The organism is Actinokineospora xionganensis (assembly GCF_014323725.1).
Taxonomy (GTDB): domain Bacteria; phylum Actinomycetota; class Actinomycetes; order Mycobacteriales; family Pseudonocardiaceae; genus Actinokineospora; species Actinokineospora xionganensis.
Genome location: NZ_JABVED010000004.1, coordinates 169,612 through 187,476 on the forward strand (window position 1 = coordinate 169,612; position 17,865 = coordinate 187,476).

A 17,865-nucleotide genomic window follows, 5' to 3' on the forward strand; every position below is an offset into this window, starting at 1 on the left:
TCACCGCACGGACCTCTCCCCGATACAGATCCGTTCGGTGCTGAAAACTCATCGCCGCGCTGGTCACGGCGTCGCCAGGATGAGGCTACGACACCTCAGTGACAGGAATGGCCGGTCACTTCGTCGTAGCGGTCGTGGTGGCGGAACTGGTTGACGTAGCGCTGTCGGCCCAGCGGTGTGAGGTCGAGGTAGTGGTAGGTGCCCAGCAGCGTGTCGAGGCCGCGGGCGTAGGTCGAGTAGGTGTGGAAGATGTCATCGCCCTCACGAAGGAAGACGCTCGCGCCGGGGTCCTCGCCGGTGAGGAAGTGCGTCAGTCCTTCGGTCCGCAGGGTGTCCGCGTCCTTGTAGTTGTATTCGGGGGGCGTGATGGACTCGTCGTGGGACACCTGGAAGTCGTAGTTGAAATCGCTGTCGTGCGACGAGAACCACGGCATGGTCCAGCCCATCCGGGCCTTGAACGGCTCGATCTTGGCCAGGGGCGCGCGGGACACCAGCGCCAGGGAGGTGTCGTTGACGTGCAGGTGTGCGAGGTGGCCGATGTTGTCGGCCACCAGCGAGCAGCTCGCGCAGCCCTCGTCCCAGGCCGGGTCGAACATGAAGTGGTAGACGATGAGCTGCCTGCGTCCCTCGAACAGGTCGAGCAGGCCCACTGGCCCGTTCGGCCCCGCCAGCTTGTACTCCTTGTCCATGCGGACCATCGGCAGCTCCCGACGCCGCGCGTCGACCTCAGCCTTAGCCCTGGAGATCTCCTTCTCCCGCGCCAGCAGCTCCCCGCGGGCGACCAGCCACTCGTCGCGCGTGACGACCTTCGGGGCGCTCATGCGGACATCACCCGGTAGGACCCGACCAAGGTCGCCTCGGAGCGGTCCACCGGGCCTGCCAGGCGGTCGGCGATCCCGGCCTGGAACTCGGCGAACGCCGTGACCGCCCGCAGCGGGTTGTCCTCACCCTCGGTCACCGCGACGTGCACGAAGGTCACCCCGTCGGCCAGCCGGAAAGTGGCGTACCGCAAGCCATCCGGCTGGTTCTCCGCCAGCTCGGCGAACACCTTCTCGACCGCACCCTGGTTCTCGTCGGCCGCGTCGGGCCTTGTCGTATAGCGCACCACGAACATCGTGCTCATCGGTTGACTCCCGTATCCGTATCGGTCCTCTGCCTATACAGATCCGGGAAGCCCGCGAAACTCATCGCGTCACGAAAGCACCTGGACCGTGCACTGGGCGGTCGTGTTCGCGGGCGCCGTCCTCGCGCTCGTCGCCACCGGGGCCACGGCGGCCTGCTTGAATCCCTTGGTGACGAGGTACAGCGCGAAACTGACCTCCCACGCGAACACCGGGAGCGCGGCGAGGCCGCCCAACGTGGAGAGCTGCTCGTAGAGCCCGAACATCACGGCCGTCGCCGACACGCAGATCAGCGGGCCGCCGACGAGACCGAGCACGGCGATCGGGCGGGGCACGAGTCCGGACCGAAACACCAGGTAGGCCAGCATCAGGCTGTTGGCGCCCAGCACGAAGTTGGGGCCGAACAGGAAAGTCCACTCGTGCGTGGCCAGCAACGCCTTGGCCACGGTCCCGAGCGCGGCGTCGTCCGCCAGGCCCTGGCGCAGTGTCACGACCGTGAGCACGCTGATGGTGCCCATCGCGATAATGGCGGCCTCCAACAGGCGAGCGCAGACGTAGCCGAGGGCGAGACCGTGGTTCTGCCTCTTGATGACCGGGTAGAGCGTGGCAGCCGAGCCGATCACGGCGGCTACCAGGAGCAGCTCGGCGAGTCCGCCCAGCAGCACCCGACCGTCGGAGCCCGGGCCGGTGACGTAGGCCGGATCGCTCAGGACTGGCTGGTAGAGCGCCATTCCAGCGATCGCGGCGATCTCCGTCAGCAGGAACAACGCACCCGCGACCAGTGCGGTCGTCCTCGTCGAGCTCATGGCGGTCCCTTCGTCACGACCGAGGTGTACGACGTACACCTCGACACGTCGGGAACCATAGGCGTACGGCGTACACCTCGTCAAGCGAAGGGGCTACTCCTCGATCAGCCGGACGCCTGCGCGGTGTCGAGCGGCGAGGTCGCGGTAGGCCTGCGGGTTGACGTTCACCCAGAACTCGGCGCCCGTGCCCGCGATCGGCCCCTTGACCTTCGCCGGGCTGCCGGTCACGAGCACCTCGTCAGGGATCTCGGCCCCGCCGACGACCAGCGAGTGGGCCGCGACCAGCGTGCGGGCGCCGATCTTCGCGCCGTCGAGCACGGTGGCCCCGTTCGCGATCAACGCCTCCGCCCCGACAGTCGCGCCGTGCACCACACAGGCGTGCGCCACGGTCGCGCCTGCCCCGATGACACACGGCATCCCCGGCGGCGCGTGCAGGACCGCGCCGTCCTGGACGTTGGCGCCCGCCCGGATGATCACCTGCTCGAAGTCGCCGCGAATCACGGCGTTGTACCAGACCGAGGCGCCTTCCTCGACGATCACGTCGCCGACCAGGGTGGCCGTCGGGGCGATGAAGGCTGTGGGGTGGATGCTCGGGCTCTTGCCCTCGAATGAGAAAAGTGGCATCCGTCGACCCTATTCGGACAGTCACCGCACAGCAGAGCGGCCAGCGGGCAACCCAAGGGCACGCGGCGCCGCTCGCCCGTGAAGCTTCTGCGCGGCAACAAGAGCGCCTAGGGCACCGGACAACCCCGACGACTCTCCGCGGCTTCATCGCGCGCCGTCGGGTTCGACCACAGCGCCGGTCGGCCGTGCGCGCTCACCGGCGAACCCAGCCAGTGGCCGGTCGAGGCGCCCCGCCGAATACAGACGGCAAGACGGCTCAGGGCGCCGGAAAGGTTGTCACGACTGCGTGGCCCACACGATCGTGTTCGACAGCTGGACGTCGTGGCTGGTCACGTCGATGGTCACCTGGTCGCCGTCGGCGATCCGGAAGCCGTCCTGGAAGCTGCCGCGGTCCGCGCCGAGGAAGACGTAGTGGACGCGGCCTGGGTGGCGCAGCGCGGGGTAGGAGAGCAGGTGGTCGATCATGGTGTCCAAGTCGAACCGCAGCGCCGCGGTGCCGGTGGTGAACGAGCCCTTCCAGGCGGGCTGCCCGCCCCGCTCGATCGCGACCTCCCCGTTCACCGTCGCCGGGGGCGGGCCGCTGAACAGCCACGGCGAGACCGAGCAGTCGGTCAGCTTGGCGTATCCCAGGTGGCCGCGGTCGGCGACGAACTTGCCGATGTCGGTGAGGTCGTTGCCGAAGGTGAATCCGACGTAGCGGGTCTTGCCGTCCGTCCCGGTCAGGTAGACCAGCACGACCTCCGCTTCCTCCCCCAACCCGAGCACGCTCGTGGGCACCGTCAGGGCGTCGCCGGGCAGCTTGACCACGTCGCCGAGGCCGCGGAAGAACCAGGTCGGCTGGTCCGGGGTCTCCACGCCCGCCTTGCCGTGGTGGGTCTGCGCGTAGCCGCTGACGAACAGGTCGCCCACCGAAGCGGGCCGCAGTGGCGGCAGCGGGCTCAGCTCCGCCGTCGGCACGGTCCTACCCGCACCCGCGGCGGCCCGAAGATCCCCCAACGAGTCCACAGTGGACAGCAGGTCCAGCACACCCCCGTCGATCGGGTGCACGACCGCGGTGTCCGCGGGCGGGTCGAACCCGACGTGGCGCCCACCCTGGTACTCACATTCGAAGAACCTCACAGCACTGCCTTCCCCTCAACTGAGACTGATCGCCCAGGTCTTGGTGATCGTCGCGCCACGACGTTGTTTGACGTCGCTCGAATCCAGGCCGAGGTCGATGGTCCGACACGCGTTGGCGTAGCCGAAACCGATCGGCGCGTAGATCATCGCCTGGAGGTAGGCGAACTCCCGGCCCGCGACGTCGTCGGCCATGCCGATCTCGTACCCCTCGAGGATGTCGCCCTGCACCGTCAGGAAGGACACCGCCAGGAGCCTCCCGTCCGAGTCACGCACGACCGAGGCGTGGCAGTTCTCGGGGCCGAAGGCCGCGGCCCACTCCTTGAGCCGGTAGGCGACCAGGCGCGGGTGCTCGACGACACCGTACTTCTCCTTGACCGCGCAGATCATCGGCGCCGCCTCGGCGACCACGTCGCCCGCGGGCTCGAACCCGGCGGTGTAGCCGAGGGCGTCGAACTTGCGCCGGTCGCGGCGGAAGCGTTCGCGCTGCGACTTGGGCAGCGCGGCCACGTAGTCGTCCACAGTGGAGCCGGTGAGGGCGAGGTGGGCGGTGTCGCTGAGTTCGCACGCCCGATGCCCGCCTGTCAGACCGGCGGTGAAGGCGGCCACCTCGGACGCGCGCACATGCAGGGCCACCGGATAGTCGCCCGCCGCCTCGGCTTCGGTGAACACGTGGGCGGCCAGGGCGGACCTGACCTCCGCCGAGTCCTCATCGGACAGTCCGGCGCCGGTGACGACGCCCGCGGTGAAGTCGCGGCAGCCGCCGACGAACACCCAGCGGCGCGGGTCGGCCGGGGCCTCCCGGCCCAGCGAGTCGGACATCGCGCCCAGGTCGTAGGCGTCGTTGATGAACCGTTCCGCGCGCGGCTGGTGGCTGCTGACGATCCCGACGGCCTGCCCGGCGGAGCGGGCCACCGTCCACCGCGTCGCCCAGCGGGCGTCGGCGGCGGTGGTGCACAGCCTGCGCGGAGCCAGGCTGGCGGCGCTGTAGCGCCACTGTCCACTCAGGAGTTCCGCGGGCACGTCGTCGACGGTGTCGATCGTCAGCTTCATCGCTGCTTTCCCGCCGTCGCGTGGTGGCGGGCCTCGGGGTTGACGAGGTAGGGCGGGGTCTCGCCGCGCACGACGCAGTCGACGTTCTCGATGGCGGCGGGAACCAGCGAGCGGTACATGTCCACGGTGTGGCCGATCACGTGGTCGGTCAACATGATGTTCGGCGCCTGCCGCAGCGGGCTCGCCGCGGGCAGCGGCTCGATGTCGAAGGTGTCGATCGCCGCCCCGCCGATATCCCCGCGCGCCAACGCCTCCGCCAACGCGTCCTCGTCGATGATGCCGCCGCGCGAGGTGTTGATCAGCATGGCCCCCGGGCGCATCCGGGCCAGTTCGGCCGCGCCGATGAGTCCCCGCGTGGCGGGGGTCAGCGGCAGGTGGACGCTCAGGATGTCCGACTCCTCGACGACCGTGTCGAACGAGCAGAACTCCACCCCTGGCCACTCCCGCGGAGTCCTGGTGTGACACAGGATCCGGCCGACATCCCAGGCCGCGAGCCGCTTGCACACTTCCCGGGAGATGCGGCCGAAGCCGAGCAGCCCGATGGTGGCGCCGCGCAGCGGCCGCGAGTCGAGCTCGGCGGGACGCGGTCGCGGACGCAGCTCCGCGACCGCGGTCATTCGGTCGGACAGCCGGAAGGAGAGCGCGAGCGCGAGCATGATCGTCGCCTCCGCCATGCTGCCGTGGTTCTCCGGTGTCGCGCCGTTGGCGACCAGCACACCGCGCCTGCTCGCCTCGGCCACGTCGATGGAGTTGACGCCGCTGGAGACGAAGACCACGCCGCGCAGCTCCGGGTGGCGGTCCATGAACTCGACGGTGACCGGAGTGCGCGAGGTGACGACGAGAACGTGCAGGGCCCCGTCTTCCGCGGCCAGGTCGATGTCGCGGACGACATCATGGCCGCGGTCGGCGAGTCCCCGCGCGATCTCGTCGAACAACTCGTCGAGGACCCGGTCGGCCCCGACGTAAACCCGGTGCCCCGTCATGCCGCCTGCTTCCCGGCCGCGCTGACGGGGCCGATCGAGTGCCTCTCAGCCCGCATGGAACCCGTTGAGGTACGGCAGCCGAGCCGCCGTTCCCGCCACGTCGTCGGCCGACTTGAGCAGCTCGGTGAGCGTGTCCCAGGTGCCCGCGGCGAACGCGTCGCGCAGCGACTGGGAGATCTCCACGGGGAACTCGCGACCGCCGAAGACGAAGACGCCCTTCTCCAGGTCGACCTCGCCCACAGCGGCGGGGTCCGCCGCGCCGATCGCGCGGGCGGCCTTGGCGTCCTCGGCGGAGATCGTGAGACAGGGCAGGCCGATCGTGCCGCAGTTGCCGCGGAAGATCTCGCCGAAGCTCTCGCCGACGACGGCGCGCACGCCCCACCGGTAGAGCGCCTGCGCCGCGTGCTCACGCGACGAGCCGCAGCCGAAGTTCTTCGCCGTCAACAGGATCGAGGCGCCACGGCGGGCCTCCTCGTCGAACGGGTGGGTGACACCGCGGGCCCGGTCCTGCTTGCGGTCGTCCTCGAAGACGTGGTCGCCGAGGGCGTCGAAGGTCAGGTGCTTGAGGAACCGCGCCGGGATGATCCGGTCGGTGTCGATGTCGTTGCCCTCGATCACCACGGTCGATCCCGTGACGGCGGTGATGCGCGCGTCGAGATTGCTGGTCACGCGAGAACTCCTTCGGAATCGGGGGTGGTCACTGCCTGGCCGAACACGCTGGTCGGGTCGCACACGGACCCGTTGACGGCCGCCGCGGCGACCGCGAGCGGCGACAGGATCATCGTCCGGCCGGTCGGCGAGCCCTGGCGGCCCTTGAAGTTGCGGTTGGAGGACGACGCCGCGAGTTCCTGGCCGACGAGCTTGTCCGGGTTCATGGCCAGGCACATCGAGCAGCCCGCGAGCCGGAACTCGAAGCCAGCCTTCTCCAGGACCTTGTCGATGCCCCGGCGGATCAGCTCCTCGCGCACGGCGTTGGAGCCAGGGACGGCGAGCGCGCGGACACCGGGCGCGACGTGGGCGCCGCTGCGCTCGAGCGCGGTGGCGACCTCGACGAAGTCCGACACCCGGCCGTTGGTGCACGAGCCGATGAAGGCGACGTCGATCGGGTACTCGCTGAGCGAGGTCCCCGGCTTCATGCCCATGTAGTCGTAGGCCTCGGCGAACGACGCGGCGGCCTCCGGCGAGGTCTCGTCGATCTGCGGCAGCAGGCCGTCGATCGGGACCGACTGCTCCAGGTTGATGCCCCAGGTGACCATCGGCCGGATGTCGGCGCCGCGCATCAGCACGACGTCGTCGTACTCGGCGTCGGCGTCGGAGGCGACCCACTTCCACCAGGTCACGGCCCGGTCCCAGGCCTCGCCCGTGGGGACGGCGGGGCGGCCCTTGAGGAACTCGAAGGTCTTCTCGTCGGGGTTGACGTACCCGCAGCGGGCACCGCCCTCGACGGCCATGTTGCAGATCGTCATCCGCTCGTCCATGGACATGGCCTCGATGACCTCGCCCGCGAACTCGTAGGCGTAGCCCACACCGCCGACGACACCGAGTTCGTGGATGATGTGCAGGATCACGTCCTTGGCGGTGACGCCGGGGTTGAGCTCGCCGTCGATCTGGATGCGCCGCACCTTGAGCCGGTTCATCGTGACCGTCTGGGTGGCGAGGACGTCGCGCACCTGCGAGGTGCCGATGCCGAGCGCGACCGCGCCGAACGCGCCGTGGGTCGAGGTGTGCGAGTCACCACAGGCGATGGTCATGCCCGGCTGGGTGAGGCCCTGCTCGGGGCCCACTACGTGGACGATGCCGTACTCGCCGCTGCCGGGTGAGAGGAAGCGCAGGCCGAAGTTGGTGGTGTTCTCCTCCAGCCTGGTCAGCATGTCCTCACCGAGCTGGTCCAGGAACGGACGCGCGATCGTGTCGGTGGGGATCACGTGGTCGGCCGTGGCGACGTTGCGCTCCGGCATGAGGACCGGCAGACCGCGTTCGCGCAGCATCGCGAACGCCTGCGGGCTGGTGGCCTCGTGCACGAGGTGCAGACCGATGAACAGCTGGCACCGGCCGTCTCCGTAGGACCGCACGGTGTGCAGGTCGAACACCTTGTCATACAACGTCGAGCCCATGGGCTTCGTCTCCTTTGTCGTAGGCCTGTCTCAGGTGGCTGACCGGACGGGGGCCGCCGAGCCCGCCGTCACTCCCCCGTCGACCGCCAGGGCTTGGCCGGTCACGTAGCTCGAGTGGGGGCTCGCCAGCCAGACCGCCGCGGCCGCCACCTCGGCGGGTTCGCCGACCCGGCCCAACGGCGCGCGCTTGGCGCGAGCGTCGAACTGGTCCGCGGACGGGTACAGCTCACGCAGCATGGGGGTGTCTGTGGACCCCGGACACACCGCGTTCACTCGGATCCGGTGAGGAGCGAGTTGCAGCGCCGCCGCCTTCGTGAGGCCGACCACGCCGTGTTTGGTCGCGGCGTACATCGGGCTGCCCGAATGCCCGATGAGGGAGGCGACCGAGCCCGTGGTCACGATGGCTCCGCCGCCCGCCGCGATCATCGCCCGTGCCTGGTGCTTGACGCACAGCCACATGCCGATGAGGTTGACCGCCACGACGTCGGAGGCATCTTCCAGCCTGGACTCCGCGATGGGACCGATCGGGCCGAATGTACCAGCCGTGTTGACGGCGGCATCGAGCCCGCCGAACCGCTCGACGGTCGCGTCCACGGCCGCCGCGACGCTGTCCTCGTCGGTGACGTCGCAGGTGAGGACCAGTGAGCGCGACTGATCGATACCGGCGAGTTCGAGTGATTCGCGCAACGGTTCCACCCGCCGCCCGGCGGCGACGACGATGGCGCCCGCGTCGGTGAACGCGGCCACCGCGGCGCGGCCGATGCCGCTGCCCGCGCCGGTGATCATGACGATCTTGTCTTCCAGGCCGGTGCCCCGGCTCACTTCGCCCATCAGATGTGCAGCCCCCCGTTGACGTCGAGCACGGATCCAGTGGTGTAGCCGGCGTCCTCGCCGCACAGGTGCACAACGGCGCCGACCGCCTCGGGCACCGTGCCGTAGCGCCCCATGGGCAGCCTGCCCAGCACGTCGGCACGGCGCTCGGGCGCCATTTCCTCGCGCGCGGCCACCAGCCGCTGGGTGGCGATCGGGCCGTGCGCGACGGCGTTCACGGTCACCCCGCTGGCGGCCAGTTCGTGCGCGCACTGCTTGGTGTAGCCGATGACGGCGGCCTTGGCGGCGACGTAGGCGGCGTTGCTGAAGATCGAATAGGTGCGGCCCGCGATCGAGGCGAGGTTGACCACCCGGCCCCAGCCCCGCGTCCGCATCGCGGGCACGCACAGCCGGGTCAGGGTGAACGAGCCCAGGACGTTCGCGGTCATCGCGTCGAGCAGGTCGGACTCGCGCAGGTCCGCGACCGGGATGCGCCGGGTGTCGCCGCCGACGCAGTTGACCAGGATGTCGGGCATCCGCTCCGGCGGCAGGTCGGCGACCCGCGCCAGGACCTCGTCGGTCTCGGTGACGTCGAGATGCCACCGCTCGGCGCCGGGCACCGACTCGGCGATCTCGGCGAGCCGGTCGGCGTCGCGGTCGATCACGACCACGTCGACACCGCGCTCGGCCAGGCAGCCCGCCACGCCCGCGCCGATGCCGGAGGCCCCGCCGGTGATCCACGCGCGACGTGTGATGGTGGCTGTCACCGTGCTCCCTCCGCGATCCGGGACCCGTGCGGCACGCACGCGGCCAGCAGTTCCCCGGTTGGTTCGAGGCCGATCCCCGGCCCGGCGAGCGGCGGAGCCGACGACGTGTGCCGGTCGACGTGGTAGGCGGGCCGGGTCAGGCCGGGCTCGAACCACTCGTCCTGTCGACCCGCCTCGACCGCGACCGCCGACCGCAGCGACGTCGCGACCAGCCTGCCCGCGGCCCACAGCGGTCCGACCTCGCCCACCTGGACGCCGACCTGCACACCGAGCCGCGCGGCCGACGCGCGCCGTGCCAGGTCCAGCAGCCGCAGTGGGCCGCCGCACTTGGAGACGCGCAGGTTGAGCAGGTCGGCGGCCGCGTGGTCGACGGCTTCGGCGAGGTCGGCTTCGCCGGTGAACGACTCGTCGAGCATCACCGTGAGCCCTGCCCGCCGCAGCGCGGCCAAGTCGGTCCACCGACGCGGCGCGAGTGGCTCCTCCACCCACGACAGCCCGGCCGCCACCAGGTCGGCCGCGTGCGCCAGCACGTCGGCCAGTGCCCAGGCGCCGTTCGCGTCCACCGACACCGTCGTCGTCGCGGGCAGCAGGTCGCGCACGCGCGCGACCATCGCCGCGACAGCCGCGACCTCGGCGCCCGCCTTGAGCTTCACGTGCGGGATCAGCGCGCGGGTGTCCGCGCCCAGTGCCGCCAGGTGCGCCACCGGGTCGCGGCTGAGGTCGAGCACGGTGGACACCGGGACCGCGGCGGGCGCGGGGCCCAGCACGTCGCCGAAGCCTGCCCGGACCAGTGCCTCGAACCCGTCCACGCCGTGCGCGCGGCACAGCAGGTCGAGCAGCGCGGTCTCCAGCGCCGCCGCGGCGGCGGGCGCGGGCCCGCCCCGCGCGCCGAGCACTTCCGGCAGCCGCAACCCGGTCAGGGCGGCCAGCGCGTCGTCGAGGGGCAGGCCGATGAGGTCCGCGGGCAGCGGGGCGTGCGCGAGGGCGGCCAGGACCGACTCGACGGATTCCCCGGTGACGTACTCGCGTGGCGCGGCCTCACCCCAGCCGTCGGCGTCGGCGCCACGCAGCCGCAGCAGAACCGAGGACGAAGCGGTGCGCTTCTTGGTCGCGTGGCTGAAGGCGCGCCGCATCGGCACGCGCGCCTCGTACAGATCGATTCTCAGCACGCCGCGACCACCACCGTGAGGCCCGCCAGCCAGTCCCAGTACCCGGTCCTGGCCGGGGTGAATTCCAGAAAGTGCGACGTGGTGGGGAATTCCCGCAGCCGCGCGTGCGGCGCGAGGTCTTCGAGCACGGCCAGCGAGGCGGCCTGGTCGATGATCGAGTCCGCGGCGGGAAGCGCGACGAACACGTCGCGGTCCGACCACGGTCCGGCGCCCCCGGTGACGTACAGGTCCTCGATTTCGACCATGACCGACCGGAAGCTGTCGGTGAGCGAGCGCACCATGAGGCCGTCGTTGGCCATGACGCGCAGGTACTCCGGCACGTCGGTGTACTGCTCGTCCTCGATCCGGACGACCGTGTACCCGCTTCCCTTGTGCAGCCGCCGGATATCGAGCGCGGCGGCGTCCATCCGGGCGCGCTGCTGGCCCAGCGCGGGCGCGCAGAGCACCACCGCGGCGGACTCCGGGACCCGGCCGGTGGCCACCAGCGCGGCGAGCACGCTGCCGCCGAAACTCTGGCCCACGACCGTGATCGGCGCGGTCGCGGTGTCGGCGAGGGCCGCCAGCGCGGCGGCGTAGTCGTCGAGCAGCGCGGCGGCGTCGTCGAGGTGGCCGCGCCGCCCGGGGCTGCGGCCGGAGCCGCGGCGGTCCAGGGCGGTCAGCCGCACGCCGCGGTCGAGCAGCGCGGGTCCGGTCTCGAACAGCCAGCCCGCGTGGCTCTGCAGCCCGTGGACATAGAACACATCGGACAGTTCCGCGGAAGTGTCCCCCCAAGTGTGCAGCGCCAGCGAATCGGCACCGCGGCTGAACGCGCGGCACGAATGGCCGCGCGACAGCACGTCCCCCTCACGCACCGGCGCCGTCCGATCCGCTTAACGCCGGGACGTCGCCGGATTCCCAGCGGGAGATCAGGGATTCGGCCACCAGCTGGGCGAACTCGCGCCTGCCGGGGACCATCTGGCCGGACTCGACGAACATGTCCCGGGCCCGGTCCCAGTCCGCGCGCCACCGCTGGGCGTCGGTGGTCGCGAGGTCGGGGTCCTTGACGCTCTTGGCCACCACCGACGGGAACCACGGCCGGTCCGACGGCTCGGCCGACGGGTGGTAGCGGAAGTCGAAGCTCCACCGCAGCCGGTCCGCGCGGTTGACCGTGGACCCGTGCGGGGTGCGCTTGTGGATCAGCACGAGGTCGCCGCGGTTGACCGGGAGCGGCACCGCGTTCGCCTCCAGGTCGGCGACCGTGTCCGCGTCCATCGGCCAGGGCAGCAGCTGTTCGCGTTCGTGCCTGCGCGGCACGACCAGCAGGCAGCCGTGCTCCTCGTCGACGTCCATCAGCGGGATCCAGCAGGTGACCAGGGTGGTGGCGTCGGACTGCGGGATCTGCGTCATCGCGTCCTGGTGCCACATGGTCGGCGCGTGCAGCGTCTCGCCGCGGCGGGCGCCGAACTTGCCCGGACCGCCGGGCGCGGGGAGCTTGAGCCGGACGTGCTGGTTCGGGCTGGCCGAGATCTCGTCGCCGACCAGGGTGGACACCACGTCGAGCACGCGCGGGTGGCGCAGCAGCGCCAGGACAGCCGGTCCGGTGTGGACCTTGCTGTTCGGGCGGATCGACGTGAACGGCATGTGCGGCAGCGTGATGTCCAGCTCGCTCAGCAGCCCGGGGTCGAAGCCCGGCAACGCGGTGAGACCCACGAGGTGCTGGTCGAACGGCAGCTCGGCCAGGTCTTCGCCGCCGGTCAGCGCTCCCGCGGCGCGCCACTGCTGGGCGCGTGCGGCCAGCAGTTCGGCGTATTCGGCTCGGACGTCGGTGAAGTCCTCTTCGCGTAGGACGTCGCGGACTACGGCGTAACCGTCGCGGTGGAAGTCTTGCGCGACGCTGTTCAACGTGGACATTTCATCCTTCTCTGCGAGGTCATACCCGGTCGAGGCGCTCGAGGCCGTGGAGGAGGCTGTCATCGGGCTGCAACCACCGGTGTTTGAGCTGCGTCGCGGCGGCGCCCCCCGCCACCCGTTGTGCGACAAGCTTGCTGTAGGTGCCGGGTGGCACGACGTGCGGACGCAGCGGGGCTAATCGGCTGGACAGCCGCTTGTCGGCGTACTCGGTGTTCACCCGGCACAGCGCGGCGTCCACGGTGGCGCAGAAGTCGTCGACGTCGGGGCCGGATCGCTGCTCCCACTCCAGCACCAGCACGTAGCCGGGCGGGCGGCCCCACACCGGGACCACGGAGAACCGGCTGGCCACCGATGAGCGGCCGACCGCCGACCGGATCGCCGCGTGCACGTCGGACTCGGTGAGCTTCTCCCCGGTGAAGGAACTGACCGATCCCCCGCGGCCCTCGAATTCGAGGCGCGGGACGTGGCCGACCCGCCCGACCACCCGGTAGATGTCGCCGGTGTCGTAGCGGTAGAGCCCGTTCGCCTGGCTCATCACCAGCCGGTAGGTCTCACCCCGTTCGAGGTCGCCCGGCTCGTGGGTCTCGACCTCGGCCGCCAGCGGCGCCCCGGCGTCGTCGACGGCGCACGGGACGAACTCGAAGATCCCCTGGTCGACCGCGAGCGGACCGGCCGAGGCGTGGGAGTCGACCGGCAGGGTGACGATCCCCTCGGTTCCCGTGGTGCTGAACGGGATGAGCGGCACTCCGGGAGCGAGCCGCTCCAGCCAGCCGCGGTAGTACCGCGCCGACGCGGAGTTCCACGCGACGAGCAGCGACAGCCCAGGCCAGAGGTCCAGCAGCGTGACCCGGCCGCTGAAGGCGTGCGCGGCCTCGAGCCGGGCCGCGGTCTCCGGGTCCGGCGTCAGCCTGCGGTCGGGCTCGCCCAGCAGCGTGCCGTCACGCAGGTCGCGCAGCACCTGGTCGAGTTCGGTGTTCAGCAGTTCGCCCAGCGCGGTGATCCGCGACGGGTTCACCGCGACGACCACTCGGACGTCGGCGCCCGCGAGCAGCCGCAGCCTGGTGTAGAGCGGATGGTCGCCGCAGTCGTCGCAGAACCACGGTTCCCCGTACCAGGGTGGCGTCCAGTCCCGCGGGCCGACCGAAGACGGCCGCTTGGTGATGCTGTAGATCGGCAGCACGTCGCCGAACGCCGCCGCGGACTTGCTGACCGCCCGCTCCCACGACATGTCGAGAATGTTGCCGGGGGCGTAGGAGGTCAGTCCCAGCCTGCGGAAGTACAGGCCCCACTGGGCATACAGGGTCGGACCGCGGTAGACGTTGCGCCAGTGTCGGGTCGTGGGCACGAGTTTGGGCCTGCCGGTGGTGCCGGAGGTCATCAGCAGCGCGTACGGATCGCTGTCGGTGAGAACCTTCCGCTCTCCTACCCGAATTCGGTCCACATAGGATCGAAACGCCTCGTACCCGTTTACCGGAACGGCGGACTTGAACTCCGCGAGGGTGCGGACCCCGCCGAGGCCGTGGTCGCGCCCGAAGGCCGTGGGCCGGGCCTGCGCGAGCACGTCGGCGAGCACCGCCCGCTGCGCCTCTTCCGGCTCACGGCACCGCTGGAGCTGGTGGGCGTGGGCCTGCAGGGTGCGCTGGACGAATTCGTCGGCGGTCACCGCGAGCCCTCGGGCTCCGGGACCGTGACCAGGTCGCGAAGCAGGTCGGCGAGGTCGCCCGCGCCCTCGGCCAGGTTCCCGACGAGATCGACCTGCGCGGAATCCGCGTCGGTCAGCGAATCCAGCACGACACAGGTCCCGAGGTAGGCCATCCAGGCCAACTGGACTTCGATCGTCTCCTTGGCGACCCGCCCGAGGGTGTCGCCGAAGCGCTGCCGCATCGCCGACTCCAGCAGCGACCGCATGGTCGCGACCACGTCGACGGCGGCGGCGCACCTGCCCGCGAGATCGCCGACGCGCGGGATCCGCGGCGCCAGGGCGGAGAGGTCGGCCTCCGGGTGGAACCGCCGCGCGATGTCGGCGAACTCCTCGGCCCAGTCCGCTTCGGTCAAGGTGTTGCCGGAGACGCAGACCAGCACGACGTCCTCCGGCAGGGACTGCCGCAGATAGCGCGCCCACGCCGAGGCCGAGCAGTAGGCGAGCACGACCTTGGGGCCCTTCACCCGGGCGACGGCGTCGACGCCACGCCGCAGGCAGTCCTCGATCTCACCTGCCGCCACGCTCCTGGGCACCGGCAGCTCGACGGCGCGGGTGTCCGGAAAGGACTCCCGGATGAACGCGGCGAGCGCGGGTTCGGCGCGCGCGCCCGGGTAGTCGACGGTGAAAACGGTGACGGCGTCGGCGCAGTCGCCCACGGCCCGCCGGACCGTCTCGGCCAGGTCGGCCACCGACGCGTCCGCCGCCTGGCGCAGGTGCTCGACACCGACGCGGATGGCGGTCAGCAGCCGGTTCGCGTCCTTCTCGCCGACCACGGCGACGCTGTAGTCGAGGTCGAGCGCGAGGACCGTGCCCGTGTCGACGAGGTGGATGTTGCAGTGCCGCTTGATGGTCCCGGTGCCCAGCGGGTGGTTGCGCCAGGTCCCGTCCTGGATGGCCCGCGGCTCGATGGGCGCGTCGGCGGCCTGGAACAGGATGTTCGCGTAGGGCGCGAGGGTCCGGGAGGCGTACGCCCCGATCTCGTCCAGCACGACCTCGATCGGCAGTTCCGAGCGGCCGAGGCTGGTCACGACGTCGTCGTGCACCCGGCGCACGTAGTCGGCCGCGGGCGCGGCGGATTCGCGGAAGTCGCCGACGAAGAAGATCTGGTTGGTGAACAGGCCCACGGTCTCCTGGTACACCGCGCGGTTGCGGTTGGCGACGCCGCTCATCACCACGACGTCGTCCTCGCCGGACATGACGTGCGCGCCGACCAGCAGGCCTGCCAGCATGAGGCTGTAGGTGGTAACGCCGAGTTCGCGGGCCGCGGCACGCACCGCGTCCGCCTCACCCGGGGCGTCCCAGCTGAGCCGGACGGACGCCGCGCGCTGACCGACGGCGTCGCCCTCGCGCCTGGCGATCGAGAACTCCGGCGAGACCTTGGTGAACTTCTCCCGCCAGTACGCGATGTCGTCGGCGTACTGGCCCGCGCGGGTCCGCGCGGCGAGCGTGCCCGCGTAGTGGCTGAACGGCGTCGCGTCGGGCAGGTCGGTGTCTTGCCCCTCGTACAGGGCGAGGAAGTCGCGTCGGAGCAGGTCGGCCGACCAGCCGTCGGCGGCGATGTGATGGACGACGAAGTAGCTGATCCCCGTCCCGTCCGGCAGCGGCACGCAGCCGCCGCGGACCGGTGGCGCCACGTCCAGGGCGAACGCCTGGCCGATGGCCGCGCGGATCAAAGCGTCGGCGTCGGCCGCGGTCGCGACCTCGTCATGGTGGACGAACTCGACGCGGCTCGGCCAGTCGGCCACCTGGTCGAGGAGCAGTTCCCCGGTCGGGGCGAGGACGTAGCGGTTGCGCAGCGACTCGTGCCGCCCGACCAGCGCCCGCAACGCCGTCTCCGCCCGCGCCGGGTCGAAGCGCGCGGTGCGGGCCATGGCCTCGCCGATGTTCAGGAAGGCCGCCGACCCCGCGCTCTGCGCGTGCCGCCAGTGCCTGCGCTGCGACGCGGTGGCCGGGACCAGGTCACCGTCGACATCGGACACGACGGTGGGCGACTGCGCGCCGCGGTCGGCGTACTCGTCGAGCAGTTCGCCCAGTGGGCGGGGGCTGAGGATCTCGTGGACCGGGACGACGACGCCGAGTTCCTGGTCGATGCGCATCAGTGCGGCGTAGGCCTCCAACGAAGTGCCGCCGTTCTGCGCCCACGAGCGGTCGGCGCGCACCGCGGCGCTGTCGGCCGTCTTGCGCCGCAGCACCGCCAGCAGCACGTCCTCCATCGCCACGCGCAGCGGCTTGCCCTCGGAGTCGGCCTCACCCTCGGCCGGTTTCCGGTCGCCCTGTCGCAGCATGCTCTCGATCGCCTTGAGGTCGGTCTTTCCGTTGGCGAGCCGGGGAAGGGACTCGACCCACACGACGGTTCGCGGGCGGGCGTAGTCCCGCAGACCGCTCACGTCGATCTGGTCGTCCCGGACATCGGGACCCATCGCCTCGACGACGGCGTGGACGGCGTCGTCGACGACCATCGCGCGGGCGTCGGCGACCCCGGGGTGCCCGCGCAGTTCGGTTTCCACCTCGGCGAGGTCGACCCGCTTTCCGCGCACCTTGACCTCGTGGTCGACGCGCCTGCCGAAGCGCAGCCCGTCTGGGCCCTCGGTGACGATGTCGCCGGTCCGGTACCAGTCGTCGGGGCCCGGCACGCCGTCGGCGAGGAGCCGGTGCCCGCCCGCTTCCTCGACGTAGAAGCGGGAGGCGTTGTGGCGGGGGTCGAGGTAGCCGGCGAAGACCTGCGGGCCGCGCACGCACAGCTCCACCTCACCGGGCGCCGTCACGGGCTCGATCAACCGCCACTGCAGATGCGGCAGCACCCGGCCGATCGGCACCTCGACGCGGTCTACGGTCGCCCCGGGGGCCATGACGTGCTCGGTGATGGCGATGGTCGTCTCACTGGGACCATAGGAGTTGATGACCGTCGACGCGGGCGCGGCCTCCCGCCACAGCGAAAGGCACTGCGGCGTCAGCGATTCGCCGCCGAAGACGGCGGACCTGACCAGGCCGAGCGAACCCGGGGCCAGCTGCCGCAGCCGGTGCGCCATGACCACCTGGGACGGCACGGAGTTCCACACGGTGATGTCCCAGCGGGTGCAGAAGCGCTGGATCAGCAGGTTCTCCCGACCCTCCGGGACGACCATGGCGGCGCGGCCCACGGCGGCCAGCACAAGCACCTCGTAGAAGGCGTCGAACTGGGGCCGGTAGTTCTGGCTGATCCGGTCTCCGGGGCCGACCCTGGCCTGGGCGCGCAGATAGTCCGCGTAGCTCCGCAGGTTCCGGTCGCTGATCGCGACGTCCTTGGGCGCGTTCGTCGACCCGGAGGTCGACAGCACGTAGCACTCCGACTCGGGCGCGCGCACCGCCTCGGCCGCGGTGTGCCGGGACAGCTCGACCGTGCCGTGCTCGGCGCCGCCGATCCGGGCCCACACCCCGAGTCGGTCCAGCCGCGCCAGTTCCCCGCTGGAACCGCCGGACTCGAACGGGACGAGGGCGCAGTCGAGGGCGGAGACCGCCAGCAGCGCCGGGTAGAGGTCGAGGCCGAGCGTGTCGGCCGTGACCGCGATCCGCAGGCCGGGGTGCGCGCCCGCACCGCCCAACTGGGCCTTGATCTGGTCGGCGCGGTCGAGCAGGTGAGCGTAGGTCAGCTTGCCGAGGCCGCCGTCGATCGCCAGGGCCTCGCCGTCGGCGTCGGCCGTCGCGGCGAAAAGGTCGTGCAGGAATCCCAT

At 71.2% G+C, this 17,865-nt stretch carries 16 protein-coding genes; all 16 read right to left on the minus strand.

Features of this window, described 5'->3' with window-relative positions; genetic code table 11:
- Positions 1-95 precede the first annotated feature (95 nt).
- Positions 96-821, minus strand: a complete 726-nt coding sequence (locus GPZ80_RS09495; RefSeq protein ID WP_187219924.1) for a DUF899 domain-containing protein — start codon at positions 819-821, stop codon at positions 96-98.
- Positions 818-1,123, minus strand: coding sequence for a hypothetical protein (locus GPZ80_RS09500; RefSeq protein WP_187219925.1), 306 nt, complete (start codon positions 1,121-1,123; stop codon positions 818-820). The genes GPZ80_RS09495 and GPZ80_RS09500 overlap by 4 nt, the downstream gene beginning before the upstream one ends.
- A 69-nt stretch (positions 1,124-1,192) precedes the next feature.
- Positions 1,193-1,927 carry a DUF4386 domain-containing protein gene (locus GPZ80_RS09505; protein WP_187219926.1) on the minus strand — a complete coding sequence of 245 codons (735 nt, stop codon included), beginning with the start codon at positions 1,925-1,927 and terminating at the stop codon, positions 1,193-1,195.
- A 93-nt stretch (positions 1,928-2,020) separates the two neighbouring features.
- Positions 2,021-2,551, minus strand: a complete 531-nt coding sequence (locus tag GPZ80_RS09510) for a gamma carbonic anhydrase family protein (RefSeq protein ID WP_187219927.1) — start codon at positions 2,549-2,551, stop codon at positions 2,021-2,023.
- Between the two features lie 276 nt (positions 2,552-2,827).
- Positions 2,828-3,670, minus strand: a complete 843-nt coding sequence (locus tag GPZ80_RS09515; protein WP_187219928.1) for an FAH family protein — start codon at positions 3,668-3,670, stop codon at positions 2,828-2,830.
- Positions 3,671-3,685: 15 nt separating this feature from the next.
- Entirely contained in the window at positions 3,686-4,720 is a 1,035-nt protein-coding gene (locus tag GPZ80_RS09520; protein WP_187219929.1) for a GNAT family N-acetyltransferase, read from the minus strand.
- Positions 4,717-5,703 (minus strand): NAD(P)-dependent oxidoreductase, encoded by a 987-nt coding sequence (locus GPZ80_RS09525; RefSeq protein WP_187219930.1) that lies wholly within the window; start codon positions 5,701-5,703, stop codon positions 4,717-4,719. Before GPZ80_RS09525 ends, GPZ80_RS09520 begins: the two co-directional genes overlap by 4 nt.
- Before the next feature lie 45 nt (positions 5,704-5,748).
- Positions 5,749-6,372 (minus strand): 3-isopropylmalate dehydratase small subunit, encoded by a 624-nt coding sequence (locus tag GPZ80_RS09530; RefSeq protein WP_187219931.1) that lies wholly within the window; start codon positions 6,370-6,372, stop codon positions 5,749-5,751.
- Positions 6,369-7,817, minus strand: coding sequence for a 3-isopropylmalate dehydratase large subunit (locus GPZ80_RS09535; protein ID WP_187219932.1), 1,449 nt, complete (start codon positions 7,815-7,817; stop codon positions 6,369-6,371). Before GPZ80_RS09535 ends, GPZ80_RS09530 begins: the two co-directional genes overlap by 4 nt.
- A 30-nt stretch (positions 7,818-7,847) precedes the next feature.
- Positions 7,848-8,639 carry an SDR family NAD(P)-dependent oxidoreductase gene (locus GPZ80_RS09540; RefSeq protein WP_222719104.1) on the minus strand — a complete coding sequence of 264 codons (792 nt, stop codon included), beginning with the start codon at positions 8,637-8,639 and terminating at the stop codon, positions 7,848-7,850.
- 8 nt (positions 8,640-8,647) lie between these two features.
- Positions 8,648-9,394 (minus strand): SDR family NAD(P)-dependent oxidoreductase, encoded by a 747-nt coding sequence (locus GPZ80_RS09545; RefSeq protein ID WP_222719105.1) that lies wholly within the window; start codon positions 9,392-9,394, stop codon positions 8,648-8,650.
- Positions 9,391-10,563 (minus strand): enolase C-terminal domain-like protein, encoded by a 1,173-nt coding sequence (locus GPZ80_RS09550; RefSeq protein WP_187219935.1) that lies wholly within the window; start codon positions 10,561-10,563, stop codon positions 9,391-9,393. Before GPZ80_RS09550 ends, GPZ80_RS09545 begins: the two co-directional genes overlap by 4 nt.
- Positions 10,557-11,414 carry an alpha/beta hydrolase gene (locus GPZ80_RS09555; protein ID WP_187219936.1) on the minus strand — a complete coding sequence of 286 codons (858 nt, stop codon included), beginning with the start codon at positions 11,412-11,414 and terminating at the stop codon, positions 10,557-10,559. Before GPZ80_RS09555 ends, GPZ80_RS09550 begins: the two co-directional genes overlap by 7 nt.
- Positions 11,407-12,453: a phytanoyl-CoA dioxygenase family protein gene (locus GPZ80_RS09560; protein WP_187219937.1), complete on the minus strand. Its 1,047-nt coding sequence runs from the start codon at positions 12,451-12,453 to the stop codon at positions 11,407-11,409. Before GPZ80_RS09560 ends, GPZ80_RS09555 begins: the two co-directional genes overlap by 8 nt.
- Before the next feature lie 19 nt (positions 12,454-12,472).
- On the minus strand, positions 12,473-14,116 hold the full coding sequence (locus tag GPZ80_RS09565; protein WP_187219938.1) for a GH3 auxin-responsive promoter family protein: 1,644 nt from the start codon (positions 14,114-14,116) through the stop codon (positions 12,473-12,475).
- Complete coding sequence (locus GPZ80_RS09570) at positions 14,113-17,865, minus strand: condensation domain-containing protein (protein WP_187219939.1); 3,753 nt, start codon at positions 17,863-17,865, stop codon at positions 14,113-14,115. The genes GPZ80_RS09565 and GPZ80_RS09570 overlap by 4 nt, the downstream gene beginning before the upstream one ends.